Origin of the sequence: Pseudomonas sp. URMO17WK12:I6 (genome assembly GCF_003253625.1) — a bacterium.
Lineage (GTDB): Bacteria > Pseudomonadota > Gammaproteobacteria > Pseudomonadales > Pseudomonadaceae > Aquipseudomonas.
In genome coordinates this window covers 106,501-132,521 of the sequence record NZ_QKYZ01000008.1, presented here as the reverse complement: position 1 = coordinate 132,521, position 26,021 = coordinate 106,501, and the positions used below count along the sequence as shown (strand labels likewise).

Below are 26,021 nucleotides of genomic sequence, written 5' to 3'. Positions count from 1 at the left end.
GGAGCACAGCATGACTAACAAAATCATCCTTGCACTCGAAGCAGAGCAGATGACTAAAGAGATCCCTACCTTTGCCCCGGGCGACACCATTGTCGTTCAGGTGAAAGTGAAGGAAGGCGATCGTTCGCGTCTGCAAGCGTTCGAAGGCGTAGTTATCGCCAAGCGTAACCGCGGCGTAAACAGTGCTTTCACCGTTCGTAAAATCTCCAACGGTGTTGGCGTAGAGCGTACTTTCCAGACCTACAGCCCGCAAATCGACAGCATGGCTGTCAAGCGTCGCGGTGATGTGCGTAAGGCCAAGCTGTACTACCTGCGTGACCTGTCCGGTAAAGCAGCTCGCATCAAGGAAAAACTGGCTTAAGTCCAGCTTCCGATGCCGAAAGGCCGGCCTGCTCAGGTTGGCTTTTCAAGAAAATGCCTCGTATCGAAAGATGCGGGGCATTTTTCGTTATGGCTGCATATATAAAAAACTGCGGCGCTCTTTCTGTAGCTGCTGCCGAAGGCTGCGTCTGGCTGTAGCAGCTGTCGAGCTCCAGCGAGGCTGCGTCCGGCTGCGAAGCAGTCGTGAATCCGGCTAATGCGGTCTGTCTGGCGTGCCGTAATCTCTGATTATGCGACTGCTGCGTCCGAGCGCAGGCTTCGCCAGCTGCTACGGATTGCGTTACGGCTTAACTTGGTCGTATTAGTCGCACAAAAGAAAACGCCCCGAACCAGTCGGGGCGTTTGCTTTAAGTGTTGCGGCTTTTTGGGCTTGGGTGCTTAGCGCTTCAGCGAAGCTGGCAGGTGTGGCTGGATCGCTGTCAGTACTGCCTTGAAGCACTTGGTGTTGCCGGCGACGACGTGACCTTTCTCCAGGAAGTCGTGACCGCCGGTGAAGTCGCTCACCAAGCCACCGGCTTCCTGGATCAACAGGGTGCCTGCAGCCATATCCCACTCGGACAGGCCTGACTCCCAGAAGGCGTCGAAACGGCCGGCAGCCACGTAGGCCAGGTCGAGGCTTGCCGAGCCGGCGCGGCGGATGCCGGCGGTCTGGCCAACCAGGGCGCGGAACATGCCCAGGTAGTTGTCGAGGTTGTCCATCTGGTCGTCACGGAACGGGAAGCCGGTACCCAGCAGGGCGCCGTCCAGGCTGGTACGGCCGCTAACGCGCAGGCGACGACCGTTCAGTTGAGCGCCGCGACCACGGCTGGCGGTGAATTCTTCCTGGCGAACCGGGTCCAGAACAACAGCGTGTTCCAGGCGGCCGCGGTATTTGCAGGCGATGCTGACAGCGAAGTGAGGAATGCCGCGCAGGAAGTTGGTGGTGCCGTCCAGTGGGTCGATGATCCACAGGTATTCTTCGCCTTCGATGCCGGTGCCGGCGTGCAGGCCGGTTTCTTCACCCATGATCGAGTGATTCGGGTAGGCCTTGCGCAGTGCGTCGATGATTTTCTGTTCGGCGGCGCGATCCACCTCGGATACATAATCCTTGGCGTCTTTTTCGTCGACCTTGATGGTATCCAGGCGCTCGATGGAGCGGAAGATCAATTCACTGGCGCTGCGGGCGGCGCGCAGCGCGATATTCAGCATGGGCTGCATGGATGTGTCACCTAAGGTTGTTAAAGAAAGCCGGGCATTCTATCAGAAAGTTTCTACAGGAGAAGGTCGACGTTCGCTTTCATGGCTTAACGGTAGGAGGAGCTGTAAGATTCGGCTCCCCCATTCAATGTTCGAGAGCGCCTCCCTTGCTGCAAAACATTCGTGTCGTCCTGGTCAATACCAGTCATCCCGGAAATATCGGTGGTGCTGCGCGTGCCATGAAGAACATGGGCCTGTCGCGACTGGTGCTGGTCGAGCCGCGGTTGTTCCCGCACCACGAGGCCGATGCGCGTGCGTCCGGCGCCGGGGACATCCTTGAAAACGCGCAAGTCGTCGCCACCTTGGAAGATGCCTTGGTCGGCTGCAATCTGGTGCTGGGTACCAGTGCTCGTGATCGTCGCATTCCCTGGCCGTTGCTCGATCCCCGTGAGTGCGGTGCAAGGGTGGTCGAGGAGGCGGGGCAGGGTGCCGAGATCGCATTGGTGTTCGGTCGTGAAGATTCCGGCCTGACCAACGAAGAGCTGCAGCGATGTCATTATCACGTGCACATTCCATCAGACCCCGAGTTCAGTTCGCTGAACCTCGGGGCGGCGGTGCAGGTGTTGAGCTATGAAGTGCGCATGTCCTGGCTAGCGGCCCAGGGTCAGCCGAGCAAGGTCGAGAAGGAGGAAGTGGCGTCCACCAAGAGTGGTGAGCTGGCGACCATGGATGAGCTGGAGCGATTCTATGAGCACCTGGAGCAAACCCTGGTGGCCATCGAATTCCTCGATCCGGAAAAGCCACGGCACTTGATGGCGCGCCTGCGCCGGTTGTACGGACGCAGCTCGGTCAGCCGAGCGGAAATGAATATATTGCGTGGCATCCTCACGGAAACCCAGAAGGCGGCCCGTGGCGAGCTTCTAAAGCGGAAGGATTAATGATGTTCGAGCGTTTGCGTGAAGATATCCAAAGTGTTTTTCATCGTGACCCGGCGGCGCGTAATGCTTTTGAGGTCCTGACCTGCTATCCGGGCATGCATGCCATCTGGATCCATCGCCTGTCATCGCTCCTGTGGCGCACAGAGCTGAAATGGCTGGCGCGGCTGGTGTCGAACTTCGGTCGCTGGTTGACCGGGATCGAGATTCATCCGGGGGCCAAGGTCGGTCGTCGCTTCTTTATCGACCATGGCATGGGCATCGTTATTGGTGAGACTGCTGAGATCGGCAACGATGTCACCCTTTATCAGGGCGTGACCCTCGGTGGCACCAGCTGGAACAAGGGTAAGCGTCACCCGACCCTGGAAGACGGCGTGGTGGTTGGCGCGGGCGCCAAGGTGCTCGGCCCATTCACTGTCGGTGCCGGGGCCAAGGTGGGTTCCAATGCCGTGGTCACCAAGGCAGTTCCGCCGGGTGCGACGGTGGTGGGGATTCCGGGGCGGATTATCGTCAAGTCCGACGATGAGCAGGATGCCAAGCGCAAGGCCATGGCCGAGAAGATCGGGTTCGATGCCTACGGTGTCGGCGAAGACATGCCGGATCCGGTGGCCCGGGCGATCGGTCAGTTGCTCGATCACTTGCAGGCGGTCGATGGGCGTCTGGAGGGTATGTGTGGAGCGCTGAAGGATCTGGGCAGTAATTACTGTGCCAAGGATCTGCCTGAACTGCGTGAAGAAGACTTTGCCTGTGTGAAGGGCAAGGACGAAAGCAAGGCCAGCTGATTCACGGCAGGGTCGCATTCAGGCATTTGCACCGCGCTGGTTGGTGTGCCATTGCGCCGCAGACCCTGCTATGATGCGCGCGCTCTTTTGCGGGTAAACCTGAGTAATACACTAGGTCTTATAGTTGACTTAAATACTCGGGAATTGCATACTCGCCCCATTCCGAACTCCGTGGTAATTGTCCATGCGACTGACTACAAAAGGCCGATACGCCGTGACCGCCATGCTTGACCTGGCGTTACACGCGCAGCACGGGCCGGTGTCCCTGGCCGATATCTCCGAGCGCCAAGGCATCTCCCTGTCCTACCTCGAGCAGCTTTTCGCCAAATTGCGCCGTAGCAATCTGGTGTCCAGTGTTCGCGGTCCGGGCGGTGGCTACCAATTGTCCCGCGACATGCAGGGCATCCAGGTCGCCCAGGTAATCGATGCGGTCAACGAATCGGTCGATGCAACCAAGTGCCAGGGCCAGGGCGATTGCCATTCCGGCGACACCTGTCTGACTCACCATTTGTGGTGCGATCTTAGCCTGCAGATTCACGAATTTCTGAGCGGTATCAGCTTGGCTGACCTTGTAACTCGCCGTGAGGTGCAAGAAGTAGCCCAGCGTCAGGACCAGCGTCGTTGCAACAGCAAGGCGCCACGCCTGGACAAGATTGAAGCGTCCGCCGTCGAATGACAGCCAAAGAGCTAGCGGCACGCCAGCCAGCCTGATTTAGGAGATAGTCCATGAAATTGCCGATTTACCTTGATTACTCTGCGACCACCCCGGTTGATCCGCGTGTCGCGCAAAAGATGAGTGAATGCCTGCTGGTCGACGGAAACTTCGGTAACCCGGCGTCCCGTTCCCACGTGTTCGGCTGGAAAGCCGAAGAGTCCGTCGAGAACGCTCGTCGTCAGGTCGCTGACCTGGTTAACGCCGACCCGCGTGAAATCGTCTGGACCTCCGGTGCCACCGAGTCCGACAACCTGGCAATCAAGGGTGCGGCGCATTTCTACTCCACCAAAGGCAAGCACCTGATCACCACCAAGATTGAGCACAAGGCTGTCCTCGACACCATGCGCCAACTGGAGCGTGAAGGTTTCGAAGTGACCTACCTCGATCCTCGTGAAGATGGCCTGGTCACTCCGGAAATGGTCGAAGCTGCCCTGCGTGACGACACCATTCTGGTATCGGTCATGCACGTGAACAACGAAATCGGCACCATCAACGACATCGCCGCCATCGGTGAGCTGACCCGCTCCCGGGGTATTCTGTTCCACGTCGATGCTGCTCAGTCCACCGGCAAGGTCGAGATCGACCTGTCGAAACTGAAAGTTGACCTGATGTCGTTCTCTGCCCACAAAACCTATGGCCCTAAAGGCATCGGCGCGCTGTACGTCAGCCGCAAGCCGCGTGTGCGCATCGAAGCGACCATGCACGGCGGCGGTCATGAGCGTGGCATGCGTTCCGGCACCCTGGCGACTCACCAGATCGTCGGCATGGGCGAAGCGTTCCGTGTGGCCAAGGAAGACATGGCTGCCGAGAATGCACGCATCAAAGCGCTGAGCGACCGTTTCTTCAAACAGGTTGAAGGCCTGGAAGAGTTGTACGTCAACGGCAGCATGACCGCCCGCGTACCGCACAACCTGAACCTGAGCTTCAACTACGTCGAAGGCGAGTCGCTGATCATGGCGCTCAAGGATCTGGCGGTTTCGTCGGGTTCGGCCTGCACCTCGGCATCGCTTGAGCCTTCGTACGTGCTGCGCGCCCTGGGCCGCAACGACGAACTGGCACACAGCTCGATTCGCTTCACCTTCGGCCGTTTCACCACCGAAGAAGAAATCGACTACGCCGCGCAGAAAGTCTGCGAGGCCGTCACCAAGCTGCGCACTCTGTCGCCGCTGTGGGACATGTACAAAGACGGCGTCGACATTTCGAAAATCGAGTGGGCGGCACACTGATATTCAAGTCGCCGCAACCGGGCCCTGCGAATCCACGATTGGCAGGGCTTCAAGAGCGACTCCTGATGAGTGAGGATTAAGAATCATGGCTTACAGCGAAAAGGTCATCGACCACTACGAGAACCCGCGCAACGTCGGCAAGATGGATGCAGAAGATCCTGATGTCGGCACCGGCATGGTCGGCGCTCCGGCGTGCGGTGACGTGATGCGTCTGCAGATCAAGGTCAACGAACAAGGCATCATCGAAGACGCCAAGTTCAAGACTTACGGTTGCGGTTCGGCAATCGCCTCCAGCTCCCTGGCGACCGAGTGGATGAAAGGCAAGACTCTGGATGAAGCAGAGACCATCAAGAACACTCAACTGGCCGAAGAACTGGCCCTGCCGCCAGTGAAAATTCACTGCTCTGTACTCGCTGAAGACGCTATCAAGGCGGCCGTTCGCGACTACAAGCAGAAGAAAGGCTTGATCTGACTTTCAAGATTTGGCGACGAGTAAGGAGTCACCGATGGCTATCAGCATGACAGAAGCGGCTGCTCAACACGTGCGACGCTCCCTCAACGGGCGCGGCAAGGGTGATGGGATTCGTCTGGGTGTTCGCACCACGGGCTGTTCCGGCCTTGCCTATGTGCTGGAGTTTGTCGACGAGGTGGGCGCGGACGATCAGGTGTTCGAAAGTCACGGCGAGAAAGTGATCATCGACCCGAAAAGCCTGGCTTACCTGGACGGCACCGAGCTTGATTTCGTCAAGGAAGGGTTGAACGAAGGCTTCAAGTTCAACAACCCCAACGTGCGCGGTGAGTGTGGCTGCGGCGAAAGCTTCAACATCTGAGGCTGCTCGTGGGTACTCCTTGTCATTTCGCTTTATTTGAGCTGCAGCCGAGCTTCAATCTGGACCTCGATCAGCTGGCTACGCGCTACCGTGAGTTGGCGCGCGGCGTTCATCCGGACCGCTTTGCCGACGCTTCCGAGCGTGAGCAGCGGCTGGCGCTCGAGCAATCCGCGAGCCTCAACGAGGCCTACCAGACGCTCAAAAGCCCCCCCAAGCGCGCGCGATACTTGCTCGCATTGAGTGGTGGCGAGTTGCCGCTGGAGGTCACGGTGCATGATCCGGAGTTTCTTCTGCAGCAGATGGAGTTGCGTGAAGAGCTCGAGGATCTGCAGGACAGCGCCGACATGGCGGGTATCGCCACGTTCAAGCGCCGCCTCAAGGCAGCTCAGGATGAACTGAACCAAAGCTTCGCAGCTTGCTGGAATGATGCGGCGCAACGCGAACGGGCCGAACGCCTGATGCGGCGCATGCAGTTCCTCGACAAGCTCACCTACGAAGTGCGCCAGTTAGAAGAGCGCCTCGACGATTAACCCAGTGCCGCTCCGGTCGCACGCCTGATATACAGATAAGTCCTGATCACGATGGCCCTACTGCAGATCGCCGAACCCGGCCAAAGTCCTCAACCGCACCAGCGTCGTCTGGCTGTGGGGATCGACTTGGGCACTACCAATTCGCTGGTCGCTGCATTGCGCAGTGGTCTTTCCGAGCCTCTGGCCGATGCGCAAGGGCGGGTTATCCTGCCGTCTGCCGTGCGCTATCACGCCGATCGCGTCGAAGTCGGCGAATCGGCCAAACTGGCTGCCGCTACCGATCCTCTGAACACTGTGCTGTCGGTCAAGCGCTTGATGGGACGAGGTTTGTCCGACGTCAAGCAATTGGGCGATCAGCTGCCGTACCGTTTTGTCGACGGCGAGTCGCACATGCCGTTCATCGACACGGTGCAAGGCCCGAAAAGCCCGGTCGAAGTCTCCGCCGATATCCTCAAGGTGCTGCGTCAGCGTGCCGAAGCGACCTTGGGTGGCGAACTGGTCGGCGCAGTGATCACCGTTCCGGCCTATTTCGATGATGCTCAGCGTCAAGCCACCAAGGATGCGGCCAAGCTGGCCGGCCTGAACGTGCTGCGCTTGCTCAATGAACCGACCGCTGCTGCGGTGGCTTACGGTCTGGATCAACAGGCTGAAGGCCTGGTTGCCATTTATGACCTGGGCGGTGGCACCTTCGATATTTCGATTCTGCGTCTGACCGGCGGTGTGTTTGAAGTGCTGGCTACCGGTGGCGACAGCGCGTTGGGTGGCGATGACTTCGATCACGCCATTGCTGGCTGGATCATCGAGAGTGCTGGTCTGTCGGCCGACCTCGATCCGGGCGAGCAACGCAATCTGTTGCAAACCGCGTGTGCGGCCAAAGAATCCCTGACCAGTGCCTCGTCCGTCGAAGTCGCGTATGGCGACTGGAAGGCCGGGCTGACCCGTGAAGCGTTCAATGCGCTGATCGAGCCGATGGTTGCCCGCAGCCTGAAAGCCTGTCGTCGCGCGGTGCGTGATTCCGGCATTGAGCTGGAAGACGTTCATGCGGTGGTCATGGTCGGCGGCTCGACTCGCGTACCGCGCGTTCGCGAAGCCGTTGCGCAAGCCTTCGGTCGCGAACCGCTGACCGAAATCGACCCGGACCAAGTCGTGGCCATCGGTGCCGCGATCCAGGCCGATACCCTGGCTGGCAATAAGCGTGACGGCGGCGAACTGCTGTTGCTCGACGTGATTCCGTTGTCCCTGGGGCTGGAAACCATGGGCGGCCTGATGGAGAAGGTGATTCCGCGCAACACCACCATCCCTGTCGCCCGGGCCCAGGACTTCACCACTTATAAAGACGGCCAGTCGGCCATGGCGATCCACGTATTGCAGGGCGAGCGTGAGTTGATCAGCGACTGCCGCTCCCTGGCACGCTTCGAATTGCGCGGTATTCCAGCGATGGTTGCTGGTGCGGCGAAAATTCGCGTGACCTTCCAGGTCGATGCCGACGGTCTGCTCAGTGTCTCGGCCCGCGAATTGGGTTCGGGTGTCGAAGCCAGCATTCAGGTCAAACCGTCCTACGGCCTGACCGACGGCGAAATCGCCAAAATGCTCAAGGATTCGTTCCAGCACGCCAATGACGACAAGGTTGCCCGCGTATTGCGTGAGCAGCAGGTCGATGCCCAGCGCCTGATCGAAGCAGTGCAGGGCGCTCTGGATGTCGACGGCGAACGCTTGCTCGACGCCGAAGAGCGCATGGTCATCGAATTGCAGATGCAGGAACTGACCGAATTGATGAAAGGCACCGATGGTTACGCCATTGAGCAGCAGACCAAGCGTCTGTCGCAAGTGACCGATGCCTTTGCTGCCCGCCGCCTGGACTCGACGGTGAAAGCCGCTCTGGCGGGGCGCAATCTGAATGAAATCGAGGAATAATTGATGCCGCAGGTCATTTTTCTGCCACACGAGAAGTTCTGTCCGGAAGGCATGGTTGTGGAGGCTGAGCCCGGCATATCCATTCTCGAGCTGGCCCATGAACACCATATCGAGATGGAAAGCGCTTGCGGCGGCGTCTGCGCGTGCACCACTTGTCACTGCATCATTCGTGAGGGTTTCGACTCGCTGGAAGAGGCTGATGAGCTGGAGGAAGACTATCTTGATAAGGCTTGGGGGCTGGAAGCCCAGTCGCGTCTGGCCTGTCAGGCAAAAGTCGGGACTGAAGACCTGACCGTCGAAATTCCGAAATACTCGCTCAACCATGCCGCCGAAGCGCCGCACTGATTCAAGGAACTTTCATGAGCCTGAAATGGGTTGATGTGCTGGAAATCGCGATCCAGCTGGCTGAGTCAAAGCCGGATGTGGACCCGCGTTACGTGAACTTCGTCGATCTGCACCAGTGGGTGCTGGCATTGCCGGAGTTCAGTGATGATCCGACACGCGGTGGCGAGAAGGTGCTTGAAGCCATTCAGGCCGCCTGGATCGAAGAAGCAGACTGAGTCTGCACCGTACGCAGTTAGGCAATACCAAAGAACCCGCGTATAATTCGCGGGTTTAATTTTTCGCAAATTACCGTTTCTGGAGTTACACCATGGCTGTTCAACGTACTTTCTCCATCATCAAGCCTGACGCTGTTGCTAAAAATGTCATCGGCGAGATCACCACTCGTTTCGAAAAAGCAGGCCTGCGCGTTGTAGCTTCGAAACTGAAGCAACTGTCCAAAGCCGAAGCTGAAGGCTTCTACGCTGAGCACAGCGCTCGTGGTTTCTTCAACGACCTGGTTGCTTTCATGATTTCCGGTCCGGTTGTCGTTCAGGTTCTGGAAGGCGAAAACGCTATCGCTCTGAACCGTGAGCTGATGGGCGCTACCAACCCTAAAGAAGCTGCTCCTGGCACCATCCGCGCTGACTTCGCTGATTCCATCGACGCCAACGCCGTACACGGTTCGGACTCCGAAGCCGCTGCTGCTCGCGAAATCTCGTACTTCTTCGCAGCTACTGAAGTAACCACTCGCTAAGCATTGGCTTAAGAGTGAAGGTGAATCCATGACTACATCGACTGTAAAAACCAACCTGCTGGGTCTGACTCAACAGGAAATGGAAAAATTCTTCGACTCGATCGGGGAGAAGCGTTTCCGTGCCGGTCAGGTAATGAAATGGATTCACCACTTTGGCGTCGATGATTTCGACGCCATGACGAACGTCAGCAAGGCCTTGCGCGAAAAGCTCAAGGCTGTTGCTGAAATTCGTGGTCCGGAAGTGGTCAGCGAGGACATCTCCAGCGACGGTACCCGTAAGTGGGTGGTGCGCGTGGCGTCCGGCAGCTGCGTCGAGACCGTTTACATTCCCCAGGGCAAACGCGGCACCTTGTGCGTTTCGTCCCAGGCAGGCTGTGCCCTGGACTGCAGTTTCTGCTCCACCGGCAAGCAAGGTTTCAATAGCAACCTCACCGCCGCGGAAGTCATCGGCCAGGTGTGGATTGCCAACAAATCCTTTGGCAGCGTCCCGGCAACCGTCGACCGTGCCATCACCAACGTGGTGATGATGGGCATGGGTGAGCCGCTGCTGAACTTCGACAACGTCGTGGCCGCCATGCATCTGATGATGGATGACCTGGGTTATGGCATCTCCAAGCGCCGCGTAACCCTGTCGACTTCGGGTGTGGTGCCGATGATCGATGAGCTGTCCAAGCACATCGATGTTTCCCTGGCGTTGTCCCTGCACGCACCAAATGACGCATTGCGTAACCAATTGGTGCCGATCAACAAGAAGTATCCGCTTAAGATGCTGCTGGAATCGTGTCAGCGCTACATGTCGTCCCTGGGCGAAAAGCGCGTACTGACCATCGAGTACACCTTGCTCAAGGACATCAATGACAAGGTCGAACACGCGGTCGAAATGATCGAGTTGCTCAAGAATGTTCCGTGCAAGATCAACCTGATTCCGTTCAACCCGTTCCCGCATTCCGGTTACGAGCGTCCGAGCAACAATGCGATTCGCCGTTTCCAGGATCAGCTTCACCATGCAGGCTTCAACGTCACCGTGCGTACCACTCGCGGTGAAGACATCGATGCCGCGTGTGGCCAATTGGTAGGGCAGGTGCTGGATCGCACCCGTCGCAGCGAACGTTATATCGCCGTGCGTGAGTTGAGCGCCGACAACGATATGCCGCAAAACGCTGCGAACAATAATTAAGAGAGGATCTCTATGTCCCTGCGCTTCGCGCTGCTTGTGCTGTTGGCCAGCCTGTGTGCTGGTTGTGTCCTGTCGGGCGATTTCAACCCGATGAAGACCAGCAAGGGCCGTGATGAAGCGCGTGCCGCCTACGTGCAGCTGGGCCTGGGGTACTTGCAGCAGGGCATGACCGAGCGCGCCAAGGTCCCGCTGAAGAAGGCGTTGGAACTGGATGACTCGGATGCTGACGCCAACGCGGCCTTGGGGCTGGTGTTCCAGGCCGAGATGGAGCCGGAACTGGCCGATCAGCATTTTCGCAAGGCGCTGTCTTCCCGTCCCGCCGATGCGCGAATCCTGAACAACTACGGCAGTTTTCTGTTCGAAGAAAAACGTTACAAAGAGGCGTACGAGCGCTTTGAACAGGCGGCCGCCGATACTCTGTATCCTGAGCGTTCGCGGGTTTTCGAGAACCTCGGCATGACCGCTTCAAAGCTGGGCCAGCGTGACCTGGCTCGCCAGCAACTGGAAAAAGCCCTGCGTTTGAACCGCCAACAGCCACGTGCCTTGCTGGAAATGGCTGAGTTGTCATTCGAAGACAGGCATTATGTGCCCGCGCGTGACTATTACGATCGTTTTAGCCTGCTCACCGAGCAAAATGCACGTAGTCTATTGCTCGGCGTTCGGCTGGCAAAAGTGTTTGAAGATCGCGACAAGGCCGCCAGTTATGGCCTGCAATTAAAACGACTCTATCCCGGTACGCCGGAATATCAGCAATACCTGTCGGAGCAATGATGAAAGCGGCGCATCCCGAAGTTGTAGCAGCGAATCGCGTTAACCCCGGTGAGACTTTGCGCCAGGCCCGCGAAAGCAATGGCTGGTCGCTGGCCGAAGTGGCCCTCAAGCTCAACCTCACCGTCAATTCCCTGAGTAATCTGGAAGCCGGCGCTTTTGACAAGCTGCCTGGCCACACCTTTGCTCGTGGCTATATTCGCGCGTACGCCAAATTGCTGGGCATGGACCAGGCTGTTCTGGTTCAGCAGTTCGACCAATCCACCGGCACCGACTCCCAGGGCAGCAACGTCCACAGCCTGGGGCGTATCGAAGAGCCGGTTCGGGTTTCCCACACCATTTTGCGAATTGTCAGCCTGCTGTTGCTGATCGCGGTGATTGGTGGTGGTTTTGTCTGGTGGCAGGATCAAACCTCATCGCGCACCAAGGACCTGGTCAGCCTGGCTCCGGAACACGTTGAAGTCGAAGGCGCCGATGGCACCACCCAGATCCATCCGCTGGACGAGCCGGAAGACCAGGCGGTTGCGCAAGGTGAGTCTGAAGGTGAAACGCCTCTGGCGTTGCCGCAGGCGGAGGAGCCTGCCAACGCCGAAGCAAGCGCGCCGGCGCCAACACCCGCTCCAGCAGCCCCGGTAGCAACACCTGCGGCTCCGGCCCACAATACTGCTCCGGTTGTCGCGACACCGGCAGCGCCAGTTGTTGCCGCTGTACCGGCAGCGGTTGCGACGGCTCCGATTGCGCCGGCCGTTGCAGCTGCTGCTCCAGCAGCTCCGGTTGCGGGCCAGGGCCAGGTTCAACTGCAATTCAGCGCCGATTGCTGGACTCAAGTGACCGACGGCACGGGTAAAGTGTTGTTGAGTGGTCTCAAGCGTAAAGGCGAAAGTGTTTCCGTCAGCGGCAAGCCGCCCTTTGCCGTGCGTCTGGGCTTTGCCCGTGGCGCGCAGGTCAGCTACAACGGGCAGGTGGTTGATGTCGCTCCGTTCACCAGTGGCGAGACTGCTCGCCTGAAGTTAGGTCAATAAGTCATGCACGGCGAATCTCCAATCAAGCGTCGCGAATCCCGGAAAATCTGGGTCGGTAACGTGCCTGTTGGCGGCGATGCGCCCATCGCTGTGCAGAGCATGACCAACAGCGACACCAATGACGTAGCCGCCACCGTGGCCCAGATCAATCGTCTGGAAGCCGCCGGCGTCGATATCGTTCGGGTTTCGGTGCCGGACATGGACGCCGCCGAAGCCTTCGGCAAGATCAAGCAACTGGTCAAGGTGCCGTTGGTGGCTGACATCCACTTCGACTACAGGATCGCTCTGCGCGTAGCCGAACTGGGCGTCGATTGCCTGCGCATCAACCCAGGCAACATCGGTCGTGAAGACCGCGTACGTGCGGTGGTCGATGCCGCCCGTGATCGCGGGATTCCAATCCGTATCGGCGTGAACGCCGGTTCCCTGGAAAAAGACCTGCAAAAGAAATATGGCGAGCCGACTCCGGCTGCGCTGGTCGAGTCCGCCCTGCGTCACGTCGAACACCTCGAACGCCTGAATTTCCAGGACTTCAAGGTCAGCGTAAAAGCTTCCGACGTGTTCATGGCCGTTGAAGCCTACCGCTTGCTGGCCAAGGAAATCGTCCAGCCGTTGCACCTGGGCATCACCGAAGCCGGTGGTTTGCGTTCAGGCACAGTGAAATCCGCCGTGGGCCTCGGTATGCTGCTCGCCGAAGGGATTGGCGATACTATTCGCATCTCGTTGGCGGCCGACCCGGTCGAGGAAGTGAAAGTCGGCTACGACATTCTCAAATCCCTGCACCTGCGTTCCCGTGGCATCAACTTCATCGCCTGCCCGAGCTGCTCGCGGCAGAACTTCGATGTGGTCAAAACCATGAACGAGCTGGAAGGGCGCCTCGAAGACTTGCTGGTGCCGCTGGATGTCGCGGTAATCGGTTGCGTGGTCAACGGGCCGGGCGAAGCCAAGGAAGCCCATATCGGCTTGACCGGCGGCACGCCAAACCTGATTTACATCGACGGCAAGCCGTCGCAGAAACTGACGAATGACAATCTGGTGGATGAGCTTGAACGCTTGATCCGCCAGAAAGCGGCCGAAAAGGTCGAAGCCGACGCGGCTGTAATCGCTCGCGGCTGAGCCTGACTGAAGAGCCGAACGAATTTAAGGATTTAAAGTGAGCAAGTCTCTGCAAGCCATTCGTGGCATGAACGACATCCTGCCCGAACAGACTCCCCTGTGGCGTCATTTCGAGGGCACCGTTTCGCGTTTGCTGGATAACTACGGTTACAAGCAGATCCGCATGCCGATCGTCGAGTTCACCGAGCTGTTCAAGCGCTCCATCGGTGAAGTGACCGACATCGTCGAAAAAGAGATGTACACCTTCGAAGACCGCAACGGCGATTCCCTGACCCTGCGCCCTGAAGGCACAGCGGCCTGCGTGCGTGCGGTGCTCGAACACGGCATTACCGGCGGCGGCCAGGTGCAGAAACTCTGGTACATCGGCCCGATGTTCCGCCACGAACGTCCGCAGAAAGGCCGTTATCGCCAGTTCCACCAGATTGGTTGTGAAGTCTTCAACCTCGACGGTCCGGACATCGACGCCGAGCTGATCGTGCTGACCTGGCGCCTGTGGGGCGAGCTGGGTATCCGCGATGCGGTCAAGCTCGAACTCAACAGCCTGGGCACTGCCGAATCCCGTGGTCGTTATCGCGAAGCACTGGTCGAGTACCTGACCGCTCGCCTGGATCAACTGGACGAAGACAGCCAGCGCCGTCTGAAGACCAACCCGCTGCGGGTCCTGGATACCAAGAACGCCGACACTCAAGCGGTGCTGGCCGACGCGCCGAAAATGGCCGACTACCTCGACGAAGAATCCCGCGTGCACTTCGAGGGCCTCAAGGCTCGCCTGGACGCCGCCGGCATTCCTTATGTGATCAACCCGAAGCTGGTTCGCGGGCTGGATTACTACAGCAAGACCGTATTCGAATGGGTCACCGACCAATTGGGCGCCCAGGGCACGGTATGTGCCGGTGGTCGTTACGACGGTCTGGTGGAGCAGATGGGCGGCAAGCCGACCCCGGGCGTCGGTTTCGCCATGGGCATCGAGCGTCTGGTGCTGCTGCTTGAAACCCTGGAGCAGATCCCCGAAGAGATCTCCCGTCAGGTTGACGTCTACCTCTGCGCCTTCGGTGAAGCTGCCGAGCTGGCCGGTCTGACCCTGAGCGAGCGTGTTCGTGATCAACTGCCCAACCTGCGCCTGCAAATCAATGCCGGGGGCGGCAGCTTCAAAAGCCAGTTCAAGAAAGCCGACAAGAGCGGTGCGCTGTACGCATTGATCCTCGGTGACGACGAAATGGCCCAGCAAGTGGTAGGTTTCAAACCCCTGCGTGGCCAGGGCGAACAACAAAGCATTGCCTGGGATGCGCTTGCTGCACACCTGGCCACCTGCGTCGTGCAGGGTTGAAGCTGTCAAACAGCCGATTTAGCGATTAAGGAGTATTGGGGTGTCGAGTACCGAAGACGAACATGTGGCGGAGTTGAAGGAGTGGTGGACACGCAACGGCAAGCCCCTGGTTACTGGCGGCCTGTTGGCGCTGGTCATCGTGTTCGGCTGGCAGGCCTTTCAGAAGTATCAGAGCAATCAGTCGCAAGGCGCCTCGATTCTCTACCAGCAGTTGCTGGAAACCACGCTGACGCCTGACGGCAAGCCTGATGCTGCACGTGTTTCGGATCTGGCCGGCAAGCTCAACAGCGAGTTCGGCGGCACTGCCTACGCGCAATACGGCAGCCTGTTCGTGGCGAAAGTCGCGGTCGACAGCGGCAAGCTGGACGACGCTGCCAGCGAGCTGAAAGCCATTGTCGACAAGCCGGCCAACCCGGCTCTGGGTGAAATCGCCCGTCAGCGCCTGGCGCAGGTGCTGGCCGCGCAGAACAAGGTCGATGAAGCCCTGAAACTGCTCGAAGGCGATGCCGACAAGGCCTTCCTGGCCACTCGCGAAGAACTCAAGGGCGACTTGCTGGTGCAACTGGGTCGTACCGACGAAGCGAACGCAGCGTATCAAAAAGCCAAGGCGGCACTGTCGGATGAAGCGGCGGTCGGTGGCCTACAAATCAAGCTGGACGACCTGGCCAAAGGGGATGCGTGACGTGATCCGTTGGAAACATGCAGCATTGCTGGCTCTGGCCATTCTGGCCGCGGGTTGCAGCAGCAACAGCAAAAAAGAGTTGCCACCGGCCGAGCTGACCGACTTCAAGGAAGAAGTGGTTCTGCACAAGCAGTGGAGTCGTTCGATCGGTAACGGTCAGGGCGAAACCTACAACATGCTGGTTCCGGCGATCGATGGCGATACCATCTATGCCGCCGACGTCACCGGTGTGGTGATGGCGATGGATCGCAGCAATGGCGACGTCAAGTGGAAGAAAGATCTCAAACTGCCTGTCTCCGGCGCCGTTGGCGTGGGTTACGGTCTGGTCATGATCGGCACGCTCAAGGGTGAAATCGTTGCCCTGGATGCCAGCAGCGGTGAAGAGAAATGGCGCGCTCGCGTGACCAGCGAAGTTCTCGCACCACCGGCCACCAACGGTGACGTTGTTGTGGTTCAGACCCAGGATGACCGTCTGATCGGTCTGGATGCCTCTACCGGCAACCAGCGCTGGTTGTATGACAGCACGCCAGCGGTCCTGACCCTGCGCGGCACCAGCGCACCGATCGTCACCAACCGCCTCGCGGTGGCCGGCTTGTCGACCGGTAAAGTGGTTGCTCTTGATGTGTCCAACGGCGTGCCGGTTTGGGAACAGCGTGTAGCGATTCCACAAGGTCGTTCGGAGCTGGAGCGTGTGGTCGATATCGACGGTGGCTTGCTGCTGTCCGGCGGTACACTGTATGTCGCCAGCTACCAGGGTCGCGTCGCGGCACTGGACCTGGAAAGCGGTCGTCAGCTCTGGCAGCGTGATGCTTCCAGCTATGCCGGCGTCGCCCAGGGTTTTGGCAGCGTCTATGTGAGCCTGTCTTCGGGCACTGTTGAAGGCGTCGACGAGCGTTCCACCACTGCATTGTGGAGCAACGATTCGCTGGCCCGCCGTCAACTGTCGGCTCCGGAAGTGTTCTCCAGCTACGTTGCAGTCGGTGACCTGGAAGGTTACCTGCACCTGCTGAGTCAGGTGGACGGTCGTTTCGTCGGCCGCGAGCGCATCGACAGCGACGGCCTGCGTGCCCGTCCGCTGGTGGTGGGTGACACGATTTATGTGTATGGCAACAGCGGCAAACTGGAAGCCCTGACCATCAAGTAAAGACTATGCTTGGGGTTTAACCCCCAAGCGGCCTTGTTCTGCAAGGCTCGCAGCGCTTTCAAGCGCTGCCCCGAGCACCAGCCGCTGCCTCGCAGCGGCTTTTGTATTTTCTGAAATAACGAAGTGGAGAGCCGCATGGTTCCCGTAATCGCCCTGGTGGGCCGACCGAACGTCGGCAAGTCCACCTTGTTCAACCGCCTGACCAGGACTCGCGACGCCATCGTCGGCGACTTGTCCGGTCTGACCCGTGATCGCCAATACGGTGAGGCCAAGTGGCAAGGGCGTTCCTACATTCTGGTCGACACTGGCGGTATCTCCGGTGACGAGCACGGTATGGACGAAAAAATGGCCGAGCAGTCGCTGCTGGCCATTGAAGAAGCGGATGTCGTTCTGTTCCTGGTAGATGCCAAGGCCGGTTTTACCGCCGCCGACCAGATGATCGCCGAGCACTTGCGCAAGCGTAACAAGCGTTCCTACGTGGTCGCCAACAAGGTCGACAACATCGACCCTGAAATGGCCCGCGCCGAATTCGCCCCGTTGGGCATGGGCCACGCGATCCCGATCGCCGGTGCCCATGGTCGTGGCATCACCCAGATGCTGGAAATCGCCCTGAGCGACTTCCCGAAAGACGAAGAAGAACCGCAAGAAGGCGAAGAGGAAGAGATCGTTGCCGAAGGTGAGGAAGCCAAGCGCATTCCTGGCCCAAGCGAAAAAGACGGTATCAAGATCGCCATCATCGGTCGTCCGAACGTCGGCAAGTCGACCCTGGTCAACCGCATGCTCGGTGAAGACCGGGTGATCGTGTATGACCAGCCCGGTACTACCCGCGACAGTATCTACATCCCGTTTGAGCGTAACGATGAGAAGTACACGCTGATCGACACCGCTGGTGTGCGCAAGCGCGGCAAGATTCACGAAGAAGTCGAAAAGTTCTCCGTGGTCAAAACCCTGCAGGCGATCAAAGACGCCAACGTGGTGATCTTCGTGATGGACGCCCGCGAAGGCGTGGTGGATCACGACCTCAACCTGCTGGGCTTTGCCCTTGAAGCCGGTCGTGCGCTGGTGATCGCGATCAACAAGTGGGACGGCATGACGCCGAGCGAGCGCGACTTCGTGAAGGTCGAACTGCAACGTCGACTGTTCTTCGTCGACTTCGCCGACATCCACTTCATCTCGGCCCTGCACGGCACTGGCGTAGGTAATCTCTACGCGTCGGTACAGAACTCGTTCAAGTCCGCGGTCACCCGCTGGCCGACCAACCGCCTGACCCAGATTCTGGAAGATGCGGTCGGCGAGCACGCGCCTCCGATGGTCAACAACCGCCGGATCAAGCTGCGTTATGCCCACTTGGGTGGTGCGAACCCGCCGATCATCGTGATCCACGGTAACCAGATCGAGAAGGTGCCGAAGTCTTACGTCCGTTACCTGGAAAACACTTACCGTCGTGTGCTCAAGCTGGTCGGTACGCCGATCCGCATCGAGTTCAAGGGCGGCGAGAACCCGTACGAAGGCAACAAGAACTCGCTCACCGACCGTCAGGTCAACAAGAAGCGTCGTTTGATGTCGCACCACAAAAAGGCCGACAAGAAGCGCCGCGACAAGCGCTGATTCAAGGCCTCACTCTTTTTGTGAGGGCTTGTTGTGGCGAGGGAGCTTGCTCCCGCTGGACCGCGAAGCGGCCCCAGTATCTGCAACCGAGATCGTTAGTTGGAACGCATCGGTTGATTTGCGACTGCTGCGCAGCCGAGCGGGACGGTGCGGCGTTCCGACAAGCTCCCTCGCCACAAGTTATGCGGTGTACATTAGAAGAAGGGTGCCGGTTGGCGCCCTTTTTTTGTGGGCGTCGTTTGGGCTATCCTCGGGCTCTCCCGTGCCGCCGTTAGAGCCGGGTGTAGCCCAGGGAATCACCGATGATCACCAGTAAGCTGCCGAATGTCGGCATCACTATCTTCACGCAGATGTCTCAGCTCGCGACGCAGACCGGGGCGATCAACCTGTCCCAGGGTTTTCCCGATTTCGACGGCCCGCAGGCCCTGCGCGATGCGGTCGGTCGGCATATCGCCAGTGGCCACAACCAGTATTCGCCGATGACCGGCTTACCGGCGTTGCGTCAGCAGATCGCGGCGAAGATCGCTCGCAGCTACGGCGCGCATGTTGATGCCGACAGCGAAGTGACGGTCACCCCCGGCGCGACCCAGGCGATCTTCTGCGCGATTCAGGCGGTGATCCACAGCGGGGATGAAGTGATCGTGTTCGATCCGTGCTACGACAGCTACGAGCCCTCGGTCGAGCTGGCCGGTGGTCGCTGTGTGCATGTGCAACTCGGCCTGAAGGACTTCGCCATCGACTTCCAGAAGCTCGCCGAAGCCCTGAGCCCGCGCACGCGGATGATCATCCTCAATACCCCGCACAACCCAAGCGGTGCGCTGATCAGCCGTGCCGAGCTGGATCAGCTGGCGGCGTTGATCCGCGACCGCGACATCTATGTGATCAGCGACGAAGTCTATGAACACCTGGTGTTCGACGGTGTGTCTCACGCCAGCGTATTGGCCCATGAAGAGCTGTATCAGCGCGCTTTCGTGGTCAGTTCGTTCGGCAAGACGTACCACGTCACCGGTTGGAAAACCGGTTATGTCGTGGCGCCGCCGGCCCTTAGCGCGGAGCTGCGCAAGGTGCACCAGTACGTCAGTTTCTGTGGCGTGACGCCGTTGCAGTACGCGTTGGCCGATTACATGGCCGAGCACCCGGAACACGTCGAAGAGTTGCCGGGCTTCTATCAGGCCAAGCGCGATCTGTTCTGCGATCTGCTGACGCCGTCGCGCTTCAGTTTTACCCGCGTGGCCGGTACTTATTTCCAGTTGGTCGATTACTCGCAGATTCGCCCGGACCTCAATGACGTCGAGATGGCGCTGTGGATGACCCGAGAGCATGGCGTCGCGAGCATTCCGATCTCGGTGTTCTACCAGACTCCACCTGAAGGCCAGCGCCTGGTGCGTCTGTGCTTTGCCAAGCGCGAGGAGACCCTGCGTGAAGCAGCGGCAAAACTATGCCTGATCTGAGTACTCTGCCCAATCTGAATCTTGCGCTGATCCAGACCACCTTGGCCTGGCACGATCGTCAGGCCAATCTGGAGCATTTCGAGCCGTTGCTGGAACAGGCTCGCGGTGCGGACCTGATCATCCTGCCGGAGATGTTCACCACCGGTTTCTCCATGGAATCGGAAACCCTCGCCGAGCCGGAAAATGGCGCCACCAGTAAATGGATGCGGGCTCAGGCGGCGAAGCTGGGCGCGGTGGTGACCGGCAGCATCATCGTCCAGGCGGCTGACGGTAGCCATCGCAATCGTCTGTTGTGGGCACGGCCGGACGGGGAGGTGTGGCACTACGACAAGCGTCACCTGTTCCGCATGGCCGGGGAGAACAATCACTACACCCCGGGCGAGCGTCAGGTGCAGTTCGAATTGAAGGGTTGGCGAGTGCGGCCGCTGATTTGCTACGACCTGCGCTTCCCGGTCTGGAGTCGCGATCCGCAAGACACTGACTTGCTGCTGTACACCGCCAACTGGCCGGGCGCACGGCGTCAGCACTGGAACCGATTGCTGCCGGCACGGGCGATCGAAAACCTCTGCTATGTGGCGGCGGTGAACCGTATCGGTACCGATGGCAAAGGCTTTGCGTATACCGGTGACAGTCAGGTCCTGGATTTTCAGGGCGAGACGTTGCTCGGTGCAGGCGATGCCGATGGCGTATTCAAGGTCGTGCTCGACGCGGCGGAACTGGCGGCATATCGCAAACGGTTCCCGGCGAATCTGGATGCGGATACCTTCGAGTTCACCTGACCGATCGTTGAGCAACAAAAAAGGCCCCGAGGTTTTCACCCCGGGGCCTTTTGCATTTGCAGCGAAGCTTACGCCGCTTTCGCTTCCGGCTGGCTCAGGGAGCGGTTCAGTGCGCTGAACAGGGCCTTGAAGCTGGCAGTGGTGATGTTTTCATCGATGCCGACGCCATGTACCGCACGCTCACCATTCACCCGCAATTCAATGTAGGCCGCGGCCTTGGCATTGGTGCCCGCGCCGATGGCGTGTTCGTTGTAGTCCATGATTTCCACCGGGATCGGCAGGCCGGCCACCAGTGCTTCCAGGGCACCGTTGCCCTTGCCGCGCCAGTGCAGGTTGGTTTCGCCCTGACCTTTGCTGGAAACTTCGACTTCCACGGCGCTGTGTCCGTTTTCTTCCTGCAGGCGATGGCTGACCAGCGCATACGGGGTGTTGGCCTGCAAGTACTCGCTGTGCAGCAGCGCGTGGATCTGCTGGGCGGTCATCTCCAGGCCCAGGCGATCGGTTTCACGCTGCACGACCTGGCTGAACTCGATTTGCATGCGACGCGGCAAGCTGATGCCGTATTCCTGTTCCAGCAGGTAAGCGATACCGCCCTTGCCCGACTGGCTGTTGACGCGAATCACCGCCTCGTAGCTGCGGCCAATGTCGGCCGGGTCGATCGGCAGGTACGGCACTTCCCACAGGGCGTCCGGTTGCTGCTGGGCGAAGCCCTTGCGGATTGCATCCTGGTGCGAGCCGGAGAACGCGGTGTGAACCAGGTCGCCGACGTACGGGTGACGTGGGTGCACCGCAATCTGGTTGCACTCTTCGACGACTTTGCGCACGCCATCGATATCGGAGAAATCCAGCTCAGGGTTGACGCCCTGGGTGTAGAGGTTCAATGCCACGGTGACGAGATCGACGTTACCGGTACGTTCGCCGTTGCCGAATAGGCAGCCTTCGACACGGTCGGCGCCGGCCATCAGGCCCAGCTCGGTGGCGGCCACGCCGGTGCCACGGTCGTTGTGGGTGTGCAGGCTGATGATCACGCTGTCACGACGGTTGATGTGACGACCGAACCATTCGATCTGGTCGGCATAGATGTTCGGGGTGGCACATTCGACGGTGGCGGGCAGGTTGAGGATCACCTTGTGCTCAGGCGTCGGGTTCCACACCTCGATCACCGCGTCGCAGACTTCCTTGGCGAATTCCAGTTCGGTGGCGCTGAAGGTTTCTGGCGAGTATTCGAAGGTCCACTCGGTGTCCGGCTGCTGGGCGGCATATTTGACGAACAGCTTGGCGGCGTTCACGGCGATGGCCTTGATCCCGTCCTTGTCCTGGTTGAAGACAATGCGGCGGAAGGAAGGGGAGGTCGCGTTGTACAGGTGAACGATGGCCTTCTTGGCACCGCGCAGGGATTCAAACGTGCGCGCGATCAAGTCTTCACGGCCCTGGGTCAGCACCTGAATGGTGGTGTCGTCCGGGATGTGGCCGCCTTCGATCAGGGTACGCACGAAGTCGAAGTCGGTTTGCGAAGCAGCCGGGAACGAGGCTTCGATTTCTTTCACACCGACTTGCACCAGGGTCTTCCAGAAACGCAGCTTCTTGACCGCGTCCATTGGCTCGATCAACGACTGGTTGCCGTCACGAAGGTCCGAGCTGCACCAGATCGGCGCTGCAGTGATGGTCTTCGATGGCCAGGTGCGATCCGGCAGGTTGATGGTCGGGAACGCGCGGTATTTCGAAGACGGGTCTTTGAGCATGCTCATTGGAAAATCCTTATTGTGTGGGCCGAAAAAAGGCGGCCTGCCGGTGGATCAAATGTTCTGGTAAAGCATCAGACGAGGCACCGCGATTCAGCCTGGCAGTCGTGCACTGACGAGGCACAGGCTGCGGTGCTGGCGGAGCTGAATGAGGGTGTGAGAGGTTTTCATGCCTTCAACCCTAACCGCGGGGGGAAAGGATGGCAAGCAGTCGAAAAACTTTGAGAGGAATACTCGAAAATCGGGTTTTTGCGAGATTTTATTGCTCGTAAGAAGCAGGATCGTTTTGTCGCTTGCGCAGTGTCTCAGCCATGCGCAATCGATAGAAGAGGGGTTGAGTGGGTTGAGAGTGTTCGGTTTACCTGAGGGTTTCGGTGATGCTCAGGCCGTCTTCGCGGGCTCGCCCGCGAAGAGGCCATCTGCCTCAACCACTGCTTATGGCTGAAACGCACCAATGAAAATCGCCGGGTCCACCCGCGCATCGTTCAAGCTGACGTTCCAGTGCATATGCGGTCCGGTCGCGCGGCCAGTTGAGCCGACTTTCCCGACCACCTCACCACGCGCCAGTTGCTGGCCGACTTTCACGTCGATCTTCGACATGTGGCAGAACATGCTGATAAAGCCCTGGCCGTGGTCGACGAACACTGTATTGCCGTTGAAGAAGTAATTCCCGATCAGGATTACCTTGCCGGCGGCCGGGGTTTTGATCGGCGTGCCGGCGGGTACGGCAAAGTCGAGGCCCGCATGGGGATTACGCTCTTCGCCATTGAAAAAGCGGCGCACGCCGAACTTGCTCGACAGCGGCCCATCGACTGGTTTGTCCAGCAACAGGTTGCTCGGGGTATTCGGGCTGAAACTGCGGTAAGCCTGGATCTGCTCGGCCAACTCGCCCTCGATGCGCTTGAGATTCGCCGGGTTCGGATTGACCTGCTGCGTATTCTTCAGGGTGATGTGCTGTTCCGGGTATTTCTTGTTGCCGACGGTGAAGCTCAGGTTGCGACCACCGCTGCTCAGCGACTGGCTGCCCGGTTTGACCGTCAGCGGCACGCCGACGATGGCCAGCCAGTTGTTCTGCTCTTTGACCACCAATACGGGTTTGCCTTGATAACTGGCTTTCGGCGCCTGGGCGGAGCTGCCCAGATCAACCACTGCCACGCCGCCCGGCACCGGTTTGTTCAACAGGCGGGTGATGTAACTGTCGGCGTGGGCGTTGAAGGTCAGGCACAGCAACAGCAATGGAGCAAAAAAGCGCGGCATGGATCAATCCAGTAAAGAAAGGGTGACAGGCGTCAGGTGATTGTCTTCGACCCGCACTTGCAGTTCGCCGTCGCCGAGTTTGGCTTTCAGGCGCTGGCCGGTGTGGGTTTGCGCGGCGCTGCGGATCGCGTTGCCGCGCTCGTCCAGCAGAATGCTGTAGCCACGAGCGAGGGTCGCCAACGGGCTGACCACATGCAGCGTCTGCATCTGACTTTGCAGTTGCAGGCGACGGGATTTAAGCCCTTCGCGCATGGCCCGGGGCAGGCGCTCGGCGAGGCTGTCGAGGCGCTGGCGAAGCATCGCCAGTTGTCGCCCGGGATGTTGCCCGGCGAGGCGGGTTTCCAGGCGGATCAAGCGCTCGCGACGGGTGTTGAGGCTACGTTCGAAAGCGCGGCGCAGGCGCATGTCCAGATCATCCAGGCGTTGCGCTTGCTGACGCAGGCGTTCGCCGGGATGGCGCAAGCGCCGAGAGATGCCTTCCAGACGCAGCCGATCGCGCATCAAGCGGTCACGCATGCGCATCACCAGTCGTCGATGCAGGCTTTCGACTCGACGCACCAGATCGCTGGAGTCAGGCGCCAGCAGTTCGGCGGCGGCGGACGGCGTCGGCGCGCGAACGTCGGCGACAAAGTCACTGATCGATACGTCGGTTTCATGGCCGACGGCGCTGACGATCGGCGTCACGCAGGCATCCACGGCGCGGGCCACGGCTTCTTCGTTGAAACACCAGAGGTCTTCCAGCGAGCCGCCGCCACGGGCCAGGATCAACGCATCGAAACCACGGGCGTCCGCCAGTTTCAGCGCGCGGACAATTTGCGCAGTGGCTTCGCGACCTTGTACGGCGGTAGGGATCAGCGTCAGTTGCACCTGCGGCGCACGGCGGCGGAACACACTGATGATGTCGCGGATCACCGCGCCGGTGGGTGAACTGATGATGCCGATGCGTTGCGGGTGCGCCGGCAGCGGCACTTTGCGTTCGGCACTGAACAGGCCTTCGGCGCTGAGTTTTTCCTTCAAAGCATCGAAGGCCAGACGCAGGGCGCCGTCACCAGCCGGCTCCACGGTGTCGAGAATCAGTTGGTAGTCACCACGGCCTTCAAACAGCGAAACCTTGCCACGAACCTTGACCGCCAGGCCATCCTTCAGCGCCTGGCGAACCCGCGCGGCGTTCTGCCGGAACAGTGCGCAACGCACCTGGGCGCCGCTGTCCTTGAGGGTGAAGTACACATGGCCGGACGCCGGGCGGGCGAGGTTGGAGATTTCGCCTTCGACCCAGATGTTGCTGAACACGTCTTCGAGCAACACCCGCGCGCGGCCGTTGAGCTGGCTGACAGTCAGGACTTCCCGGTCCAGGCCGAGTCTTGCAAAGGGATCTTTAATCATGGGGCGCAGTTTAAAGGCATTCGGCGATCAATCTCCATGATCCGGCGAAAATCCCCTGTGGGAGCCCCCTCGCCACAGGTCGCTCCCCACAGGTTTGCTTACGGCAGCCGGGTGAAGTGTTCAACGAATTGCTGAACCAGCGCGGTGGGATCTTGCCGGCAGGCGAGGGCGACGGTGCTGTGGCAATCCGGATCGGCCAAGGGGAGAAAATGGATGTCCGGCGGCGCAATGTCCTGCATCGATTCCGGTAACAGCGCGATGCCGAACCCGGCCTGGATCAATTGCAGTTGCGTGGTTTTGCGTGACACCACCCGAGCCGCCCGGGGAAAGAACCCTTGGCGCATGCACAGCTCGGCAGATAGATAGCTCAGACCGCCGCGCTGTGGATGAGGGATGGAAATAAACGCTTCATCCTTCAACTGTGCCAGATCGATGCCGTGTGCGGACTTTTCCACAGCCAGCCGATGATTCGGCGGCACTGCCAACAACAGACGCTCGCTGTACAGCGGAACAATCTGCACCCCTTCACGCTGGCGCAGCACCGGCAGGCGCAACAGACCCACATCCAGGCGACCTTCGGCCAATTCTTCCAGTTGTGCTTCCGAGGACAGCTTGACGATGTCCATCGACACCCCGGCATGCAGATCCAGATAAACGCTGATGCCGCGCAGCAGTCGACCACTCATGGGCACGGTGCTGGAATGGCTCAGGCGCAAGACGCCCAGTTGACCGGTGCCCACTTGAGTGGCCATTTCGCTGGCCTTGGTCAGTTCGTTCAGCAGGTTTCTGGCCCGAGGCAAAAAGGCTTCACCCGCTGACGTCAGGCGGGGCTGGCGGGCGGTTCGTTCGAACAGTGGCGTTTGCAGGCGGGTTTCCATGTCCTTGATCTGCCGGCTCAAGGCTGACTGAGCAATAAACAGTCGTTCGGCCGCTGCGCTGAAGCTGCCGCTCTCGGCGATTTCCACGAAGTAACGCAATTGGCGGGTTGAAAGCACCAGGTA

General features: G+C 59.5%; 27 protein-coding genes. 22 read left to right on the top strand and 5 right to left on the bottom strand.

The annotated features are described in order from the left end of the window. The first annotated feature begins 10 nt into the window (after positions 1–10). Entirely contained in the window at positions 11–361 is a 351-nt protein-coding gene (gene rplS / locus F475_RS16390; protein ID WP_003175895.1) for a 50S ribosomal protein L19, read from the top strand. 398 nt (positions 362–759) lie between these two features. Here rplS and suhB read toward each other — a convergent pair whose 3' ends face one another. After that, positions 760–1,578: an inositol-phosphate phosphatase gene (suhB, locus tag F475_RS16385; RefSeq protein ID WP_111454302.1), complete on the bottom strand. Its 819-nt coding sequence runs from the start codon at positions 1,576–1,578 to the stop codon at positions 760–762. Between the two features lie 146 nt (positions 1,579–1,724). Between suhB and trmJ the strand changes: the two genes are divergently transcribed. The 21 genes from trmJ to F475_RS16280 all read left to right on the top strand — a co-directional run bounded on the left by trmJ (position 1,725) and on the right by F475_RS16280 (position 20,638). Then, complete coding sequence (trmJ, locus tag F475_RS16380; RefSeq protein WP_018927071.1) at positions 1,725–2,495, top strand: tRNA (cytosine(32)/uridine(32)-2'-O)-methyltransferase TrmJ; 771 nt, start codon at positions 1,725–1,727, stop codon at positions 2,493–2,495. Positions 2,496–2,497: 2 nt separating this feature from the next. After that, positions 2,498–3,274 (top strand): serine O-acetyltransferase, encoded by a 777-nt coding sequence (gene cysE, locus F475_RS16375; RefSeq protein ID WP_026331845.1) that lies wholly within the window; start codon positions 2,498–2,500, stop codon positions 3,272–3,274. A gap of 184 nt (positions 3,275–3,458) precedes the next feature. Next, positions 3,459–3,950 (top strand): Fe-S cluster assembly transcriptional regulator IscR, encoded by a 492-nt coding sequence (gene iscR, locus F475_RS16370; protein WP_003227911.1) that lies wholly within the window; start codon positions 3,459–3,461, stop codon positions 3,948–3,950. 50 nt (positions 3,951–4,000) lie between these two features. Beyond that, complete coding sequence (locus tag F475_RS16365; protein ID WP_007941393.1) at positions 4,001–5,215, top strand: IscS subfamily cysteine desulfurase; 1,215 nt, start codon at positions 4,001–4,003, stop codon at positions 5,213–5,215. A gap of 85 nt (positions 5,216–5,300) precedes the next feature. After that, the gene (gene iscU, locus F475_RS16360) at positions 5,301–5,687 is read left to right on the top strand and encodes a Fe-S cluster assembly scaffold IscU (RefSeq protein WP_003443374.1); all 387 of its coding nucleotides are present in this window, start codon (positions 5,301–5,303) and stop codon (positions 5,685–5,687) included. A 34-nt stretch (positions 5,688–5,721) separates the two neighbouring features. Then, entirely contained in the window at positions 5,722–6,045 is a 324-nt protein-coding gene (gene iscA / locus F475_RS16355) for an iron-sulfur cluster assembly protein IscA (protein ID WP_007941391.1), read from the top strand. An 8-nt stretch (positions 6,046–6,053) separates the two neighbouring features. After that, a complete protein-coding gene (hscB, locus tag F475_RS16350) occupies positions 6,054–6,575 on the top strand; it encodes a co-chaperone HscB (protein ID WP_018927068.1) in 522 nt (173 codons plus the stop codon). Positions 6,576–6,626: 51 nt separating this feature from the next. After that, positions 6,627–8,489 (top strand): Fe-S protein assembly chaperone HscA, encoded by a 1,863-nt coding sequence (gene hscA / locus F475_RS16345; RefSeq protein WP_111454301.1) that lies wholly within the window; start codon positions 6,627–6,629, stop codon positions 8,487–8,489. Between the two features lie 3 nt (positions 8,490–8,492). Further along, entirely contained in the window at positions 8,493–8,834 is a 342-nt protein-coding gene (gene fdx, locus F475_RS16340) for an ISC system 2Fe-2S type ferredoxin (RefSeq protein WP_018927066.1), read from the top strand. A gap of 14 nt (positions 8,835–8,848) precedes the next feature. Continuing rightward, positions 8,849–9,049 carry a Fe-S cluster assembly protein IscX gene (iscX, locus tag F475_RS16335; RefSeq protein ID WP_007941386.1) on the top strand — a complete coding sequence of 67 codons (201 nt, stop codon included), beginning with the start codon at positions 8,849–8,851 and terminating at the stop codon, positions 9,047–9,049. Between the two features lie 92 nt (positions 9,050–9,141). Further along, complete coding sequence (ndk, locus tag F475_RS16330) at positions 9,142–9,567, top strand: nucleoside-diphosphate kinase (RefSeq protein ID WP_018927065.1); 426 nt, start codon at positions 9,142–9,144, stop codon at positions 9,565–9,567. A gap of 28 nt (positions 9,568–9,595) precedes the next feature. Beyond that, on the top strand, positions 9,596–10,744 hold the full coding sequence (gene rlmN / locus F475_RS16325) for a 23S rRNA (adenine(2503)-C(2))-methyltransferase RlmN (protein WP_007941385.1): 1,149 nt from the start codon (positions 9,596–9,598) through the stop codon (positions 10,742–10,744). Positions 10,745–10,756: 12 nt separating this feature from the next. Beyond that, complete coding sequence (pilW, locus tag F475_RS16320) at positions 10,757–11,515, top strand: type IV pilus biogenesis/stability protein PilW (RefSeq protein WP_018927064.1); 759 nt, start codon at positions 10,757–10,759, stop codon at positions 11,513–11,515. Beyond that, a complete protein-coding gene (locus tag F475_RS16315) occupies positions 11,515–12,534 on the top strand; it encodes a RodZ family helix-turn-helix domain-containing protein (RefSeq protein ID WP_111454300.1) in 1,020 nt (339 codons plus the stop codon). The genes pilW and F475_RS16315 overlap by 1 nt, the downstream gene beginning before the upstream one ends. Positions 12,535–12,537: 3 nt before the next feature. Then, on the top strand, positions 12,538–13,647 hold the full coding sequence (ispG, locus tag F475_RS16310) for a flavodoxin-dependent (E)-4-hydroxy-3-methylbut-2-enyl-diphosphate synthase (protein WP_003185136.1): 1,110 nt from the start codon (positions 12,538–12,540) through the stop codon (positions 13,645–13,647). A 37-nt stretch (positions 13,648–13,684) separates the two neighbouring features. Beyond that, positions 13,685–14,974, top strand: coding sequence for a histidine--tRNA ligase (hisS, locus tag F475_RS16305; protein WP_018927062.1), 1,290 nt, complete (start codon positions 13,685–13,687; stop codon positions 14,972–14,974). A gap of 40 nt (positions 14,975–15,014) precedes the next feature. Next, entirely contained in the window at positions 15,015–15,656 is a 642-nt protein-coding gene (locus tag F475_RS16300; protein ID WP_018927061.1) for a tetratricopeptide repeat protein, read from the top strand. Continuing rightward, positions 15,649–16,800: an outer membrane protein assembly factor BamB gene (gene bamB, locus F475_RS16295; RefSeq protein WP_064620135.1), complete on the top strand. Its 1,152-nt coding sequence runs from the start codon at positions 15,649–15,651 to the stop codon at positions 16,798–16,800. Before F475_RS16300 ends, bamB begins: the two co-directional genes overlap by 8 nt. A 135-nt stretch (positions 16,801–16,935) precedes the next feature. Beyond that, positions 16,936–18,408, top strand: coding sequence for a ribosome biogenesis GTPase Der (der, locus tag F475_RS16290; protein ID WP_018927059.1), 1,473 nt, complete (start codon positions 16,936–16,938; stop codon positions 18,406–18,408). Positions 18,409–18,710: 302 nt separating this feature from the next. Then, positions 18,711–19,859 carry a pyridoxal phosphate-dependent aminotransferase gene (locus tag F475_RS16285; RefSeq protein WP_018927058.1) on the top strand — a complete coding sequence of 383 codons (1,149 nt, stop codon included), beginning with the start codon at positions 18,711–18,713 and terminating at the stop codon, positions 19,857–19,859. Beyond that, positions 19,847–20,638 carry an amidohydrolase gene (locus F475_RS16280; protein ID WP_111454299.1) on the top strand — a complete coding sequence of 264 codons (792 nt, stop codon included), beginning with the start codon at positions 19,847–19,849 and terminating at the stop codon, positions 20,636–20,638. The genes F475_RS16285 and F475_RS16280 overlap by 13 nt, the downstream gene beginning before the upstream one ends. Before the next feature lie 68 nt (positions 20,639–20,706). On the opposite strand, the gene leuA is transcribed toward F475_RS16280, so the two are convergent. From leuA to F475_RS16250, 4 genes are all read right to left on the bottom strand, one after another. Further along, positions 20,707–22,386 (bottom strand): 2-isopropylmalate synthase, encoded by a 1,680-nt coding sequence (gene leuA / locus F475_RS16275; RefSeq protein WP_018927056.1) that lies wholly within the window; start codon positions 22,384–22,386, stop codon positions 20,707–20,709. A gap of 429 nt (positions 22,387–22,815) precedes the next feature. Then, the gene (locus tag F475_RS16260) at positions 22,816–23,637 is read right to left on the bottom strand and encodes a peptidoglycan DD-metalloendopeptidase family protein (RefSeq protein ID WP_064620122.1); all 822 of its coding nucleotides are present in this window, start codon (positions 23,635–23,637) and stop codon (positions 22,816–22,818) included. 3 nt (positions 23,638–23,640) lie between these two features. After that, the gene (gene xseA, locus F475_RS16255; protein ID WP_018927054.1) at positions 23,641–25,020 is read right to left on the bottom strand and encodes an exodeoxyribonuclease VII large subunit; all 1,380 of its coding nucleotides are present in this window, start codon (positions 25,018–25,020) and stop codon (positions 23,641–23,643) included. A gap of 98 nt (positions 25,021–25,118) precedes the next feature. Beyond that, positions 25,119–26,015, bottom strand: coding sequence for a LysR family transcriptional regulator (locus F475_RS16250; RefSeq protein WP_111454297.1), 897 nt, complete (start codon positions 26,013–26,015; stop codon positions 25,119–25,121). Positions 26,016–26,021: the final 6 nt, after the last annotated feature.

Excerpts from the sequence above, each read along its gene's own strand:
- rplS (WP_003175895.1), top strand. The coding sequence starts at position 11 with ATGACTAACAAAATCATCCTTGCACTCGAAGCAGAGCAGATGACTAAA.
- suhB (WP_111454302.1), bottom strand. The coding sequence starts at position 1,578 with ATGCAGCCCATGCTGAATATCGCGCTGCGCGCCGCCCGCAGCGCCAGT.
- cysE (WP_026331845.1), top strand. The coding sequence starts at position 2,498 with ATGTTCGAGCGTTTGCGTGAAGATATCCAAAGTGTTTTTCATCGTGAC.
- iscR (WP_003227911.1), top strand. The coding sequence starts at position 3,459 with ATGCGACTGACTACAAAAGGCCGATACGCCGTGACCGCCATGCTTGAC.
- F475_RS16365 (WP_007941393.1), top strand. The coding sequence starts at position 4,001 with ATGAAATTGCCGATTTACCTTGATTACTCTGCGACCACCCCGGTTGAT.
- iscU (WP_003443374.1), top strand. The coding sequence starts at position 5,301 with ATGGCTTACAGCGAAAAGGTCATCGACCACTACGAGAACCCGCGCAAC.
- iscA (WP_007941391.1), top strand. The coding sequence starts at position 5,722 with ATGGCTATCAGCATGACAGAAGCGGCTGCTCAACACGTGCGACGCTCC.
- hscA (WP_111454301.1), top strand. The coding sequence starts at position 6,627 with ATGGCCCTACTGCAGATCGCCGAACCCGGCCAAAGTCCTCAACCGCAC.
- fdx (WP_018927066.1), top strand. The coding sequence starts at position 8,493 with ATGCCGCAGGTCATTTTTCTGCCACACGAGAAGTTCTGTCCGGAAGGC.
- iscX (WP_007941386.1), top strand. The coding sequence starts at position 8,849 with ATGAGCCTGAAATGGGTTGATGTGCTGGAAATCGCGATCCAGCTGGCT.
- ndk (WP_018927065.1), top strand. The coding sequence starts at position 9,142 with ATGGCTGTTCAACGTACTTTCTCCATCATCAAGCCTGACGCTGTTGCT.
- rlmN (WP_007941385.1), top strand. The coding sequence starts at position 9,596 with ATGACTACATCGACTGTAAAAACCAACCTGCTGGGTCTGACTCAACAG.
- pilW (WP_018927064.1), top strand. The coding sequence starts at position 10,757 with ATGTCCCTGCGCTTCGCGCTGCTTGTGCTGTTGGCCAGCCTGTGTGCT.
- F475_RS16315 (WP_111454300.1), top strand. The coding sequence starts at position 11,515 with ATGAAAGCGGCGCATCCCGAAGTTGTAGCAGCGAATCGCGTTAACCCC.
- ispG (WP_003185136.1), top strand. The coding sequence starts at position 12,538 with ATGCACGGCGAATCTCCAATCAAGCGTCGCGAATCCCGGAAAATCTGG.
- bamB (WP_064620135.1), top strand. The coding sequence starts at position 15,649 with ATGCGTGACGTGATCCGTTGGAAACATGCAGCATTGCTGGCTCTGGCC.
- der (WP_018927059.1), top strand. The coding sequence starts at position 16,936 with ATGGTTCCCGTAATCGCCCTGGTGGGCCGACCGAACGTCGGCAAGTCC.
- F475_RS16285 (WP_018927058.1), top strand. The coding sequence starts at position 18,711 with ATGATCACCAGTAAGCTGCCGAATGTCGGCATCACTATCTTCACGCAG.
- F475_RS16280 (WP_111454299.1), top strand. The coding sequence starts at position 19,847 with ATGCCTGATCTGAGTACTCTGCCCAATCTGAATCTTGCGCTGATCCAG.
- leuA (WP_018927056.1), bottom strand. The coding sequence starts at position 22,386 with ATGAGCATGCTCAAAGACCCGTCTTCGAAATACCGCGCGTTCCCGACC.
- F475_RS16260 (WP_064620122.1), bottom strand. The coding sequence starts at position 23,637 with ATGCCGCGCTTTTTTGCTCCATTGCTGTTGCTGTGCCTGACCTTCAAC.
- xseA (WP_018927054.1), bottom strand. The coding sequence starts at position 25,020 with ATGATTAAAGATCCCTTTGCAAGACTCGGCCTGGACCGGGAAGTCCTG.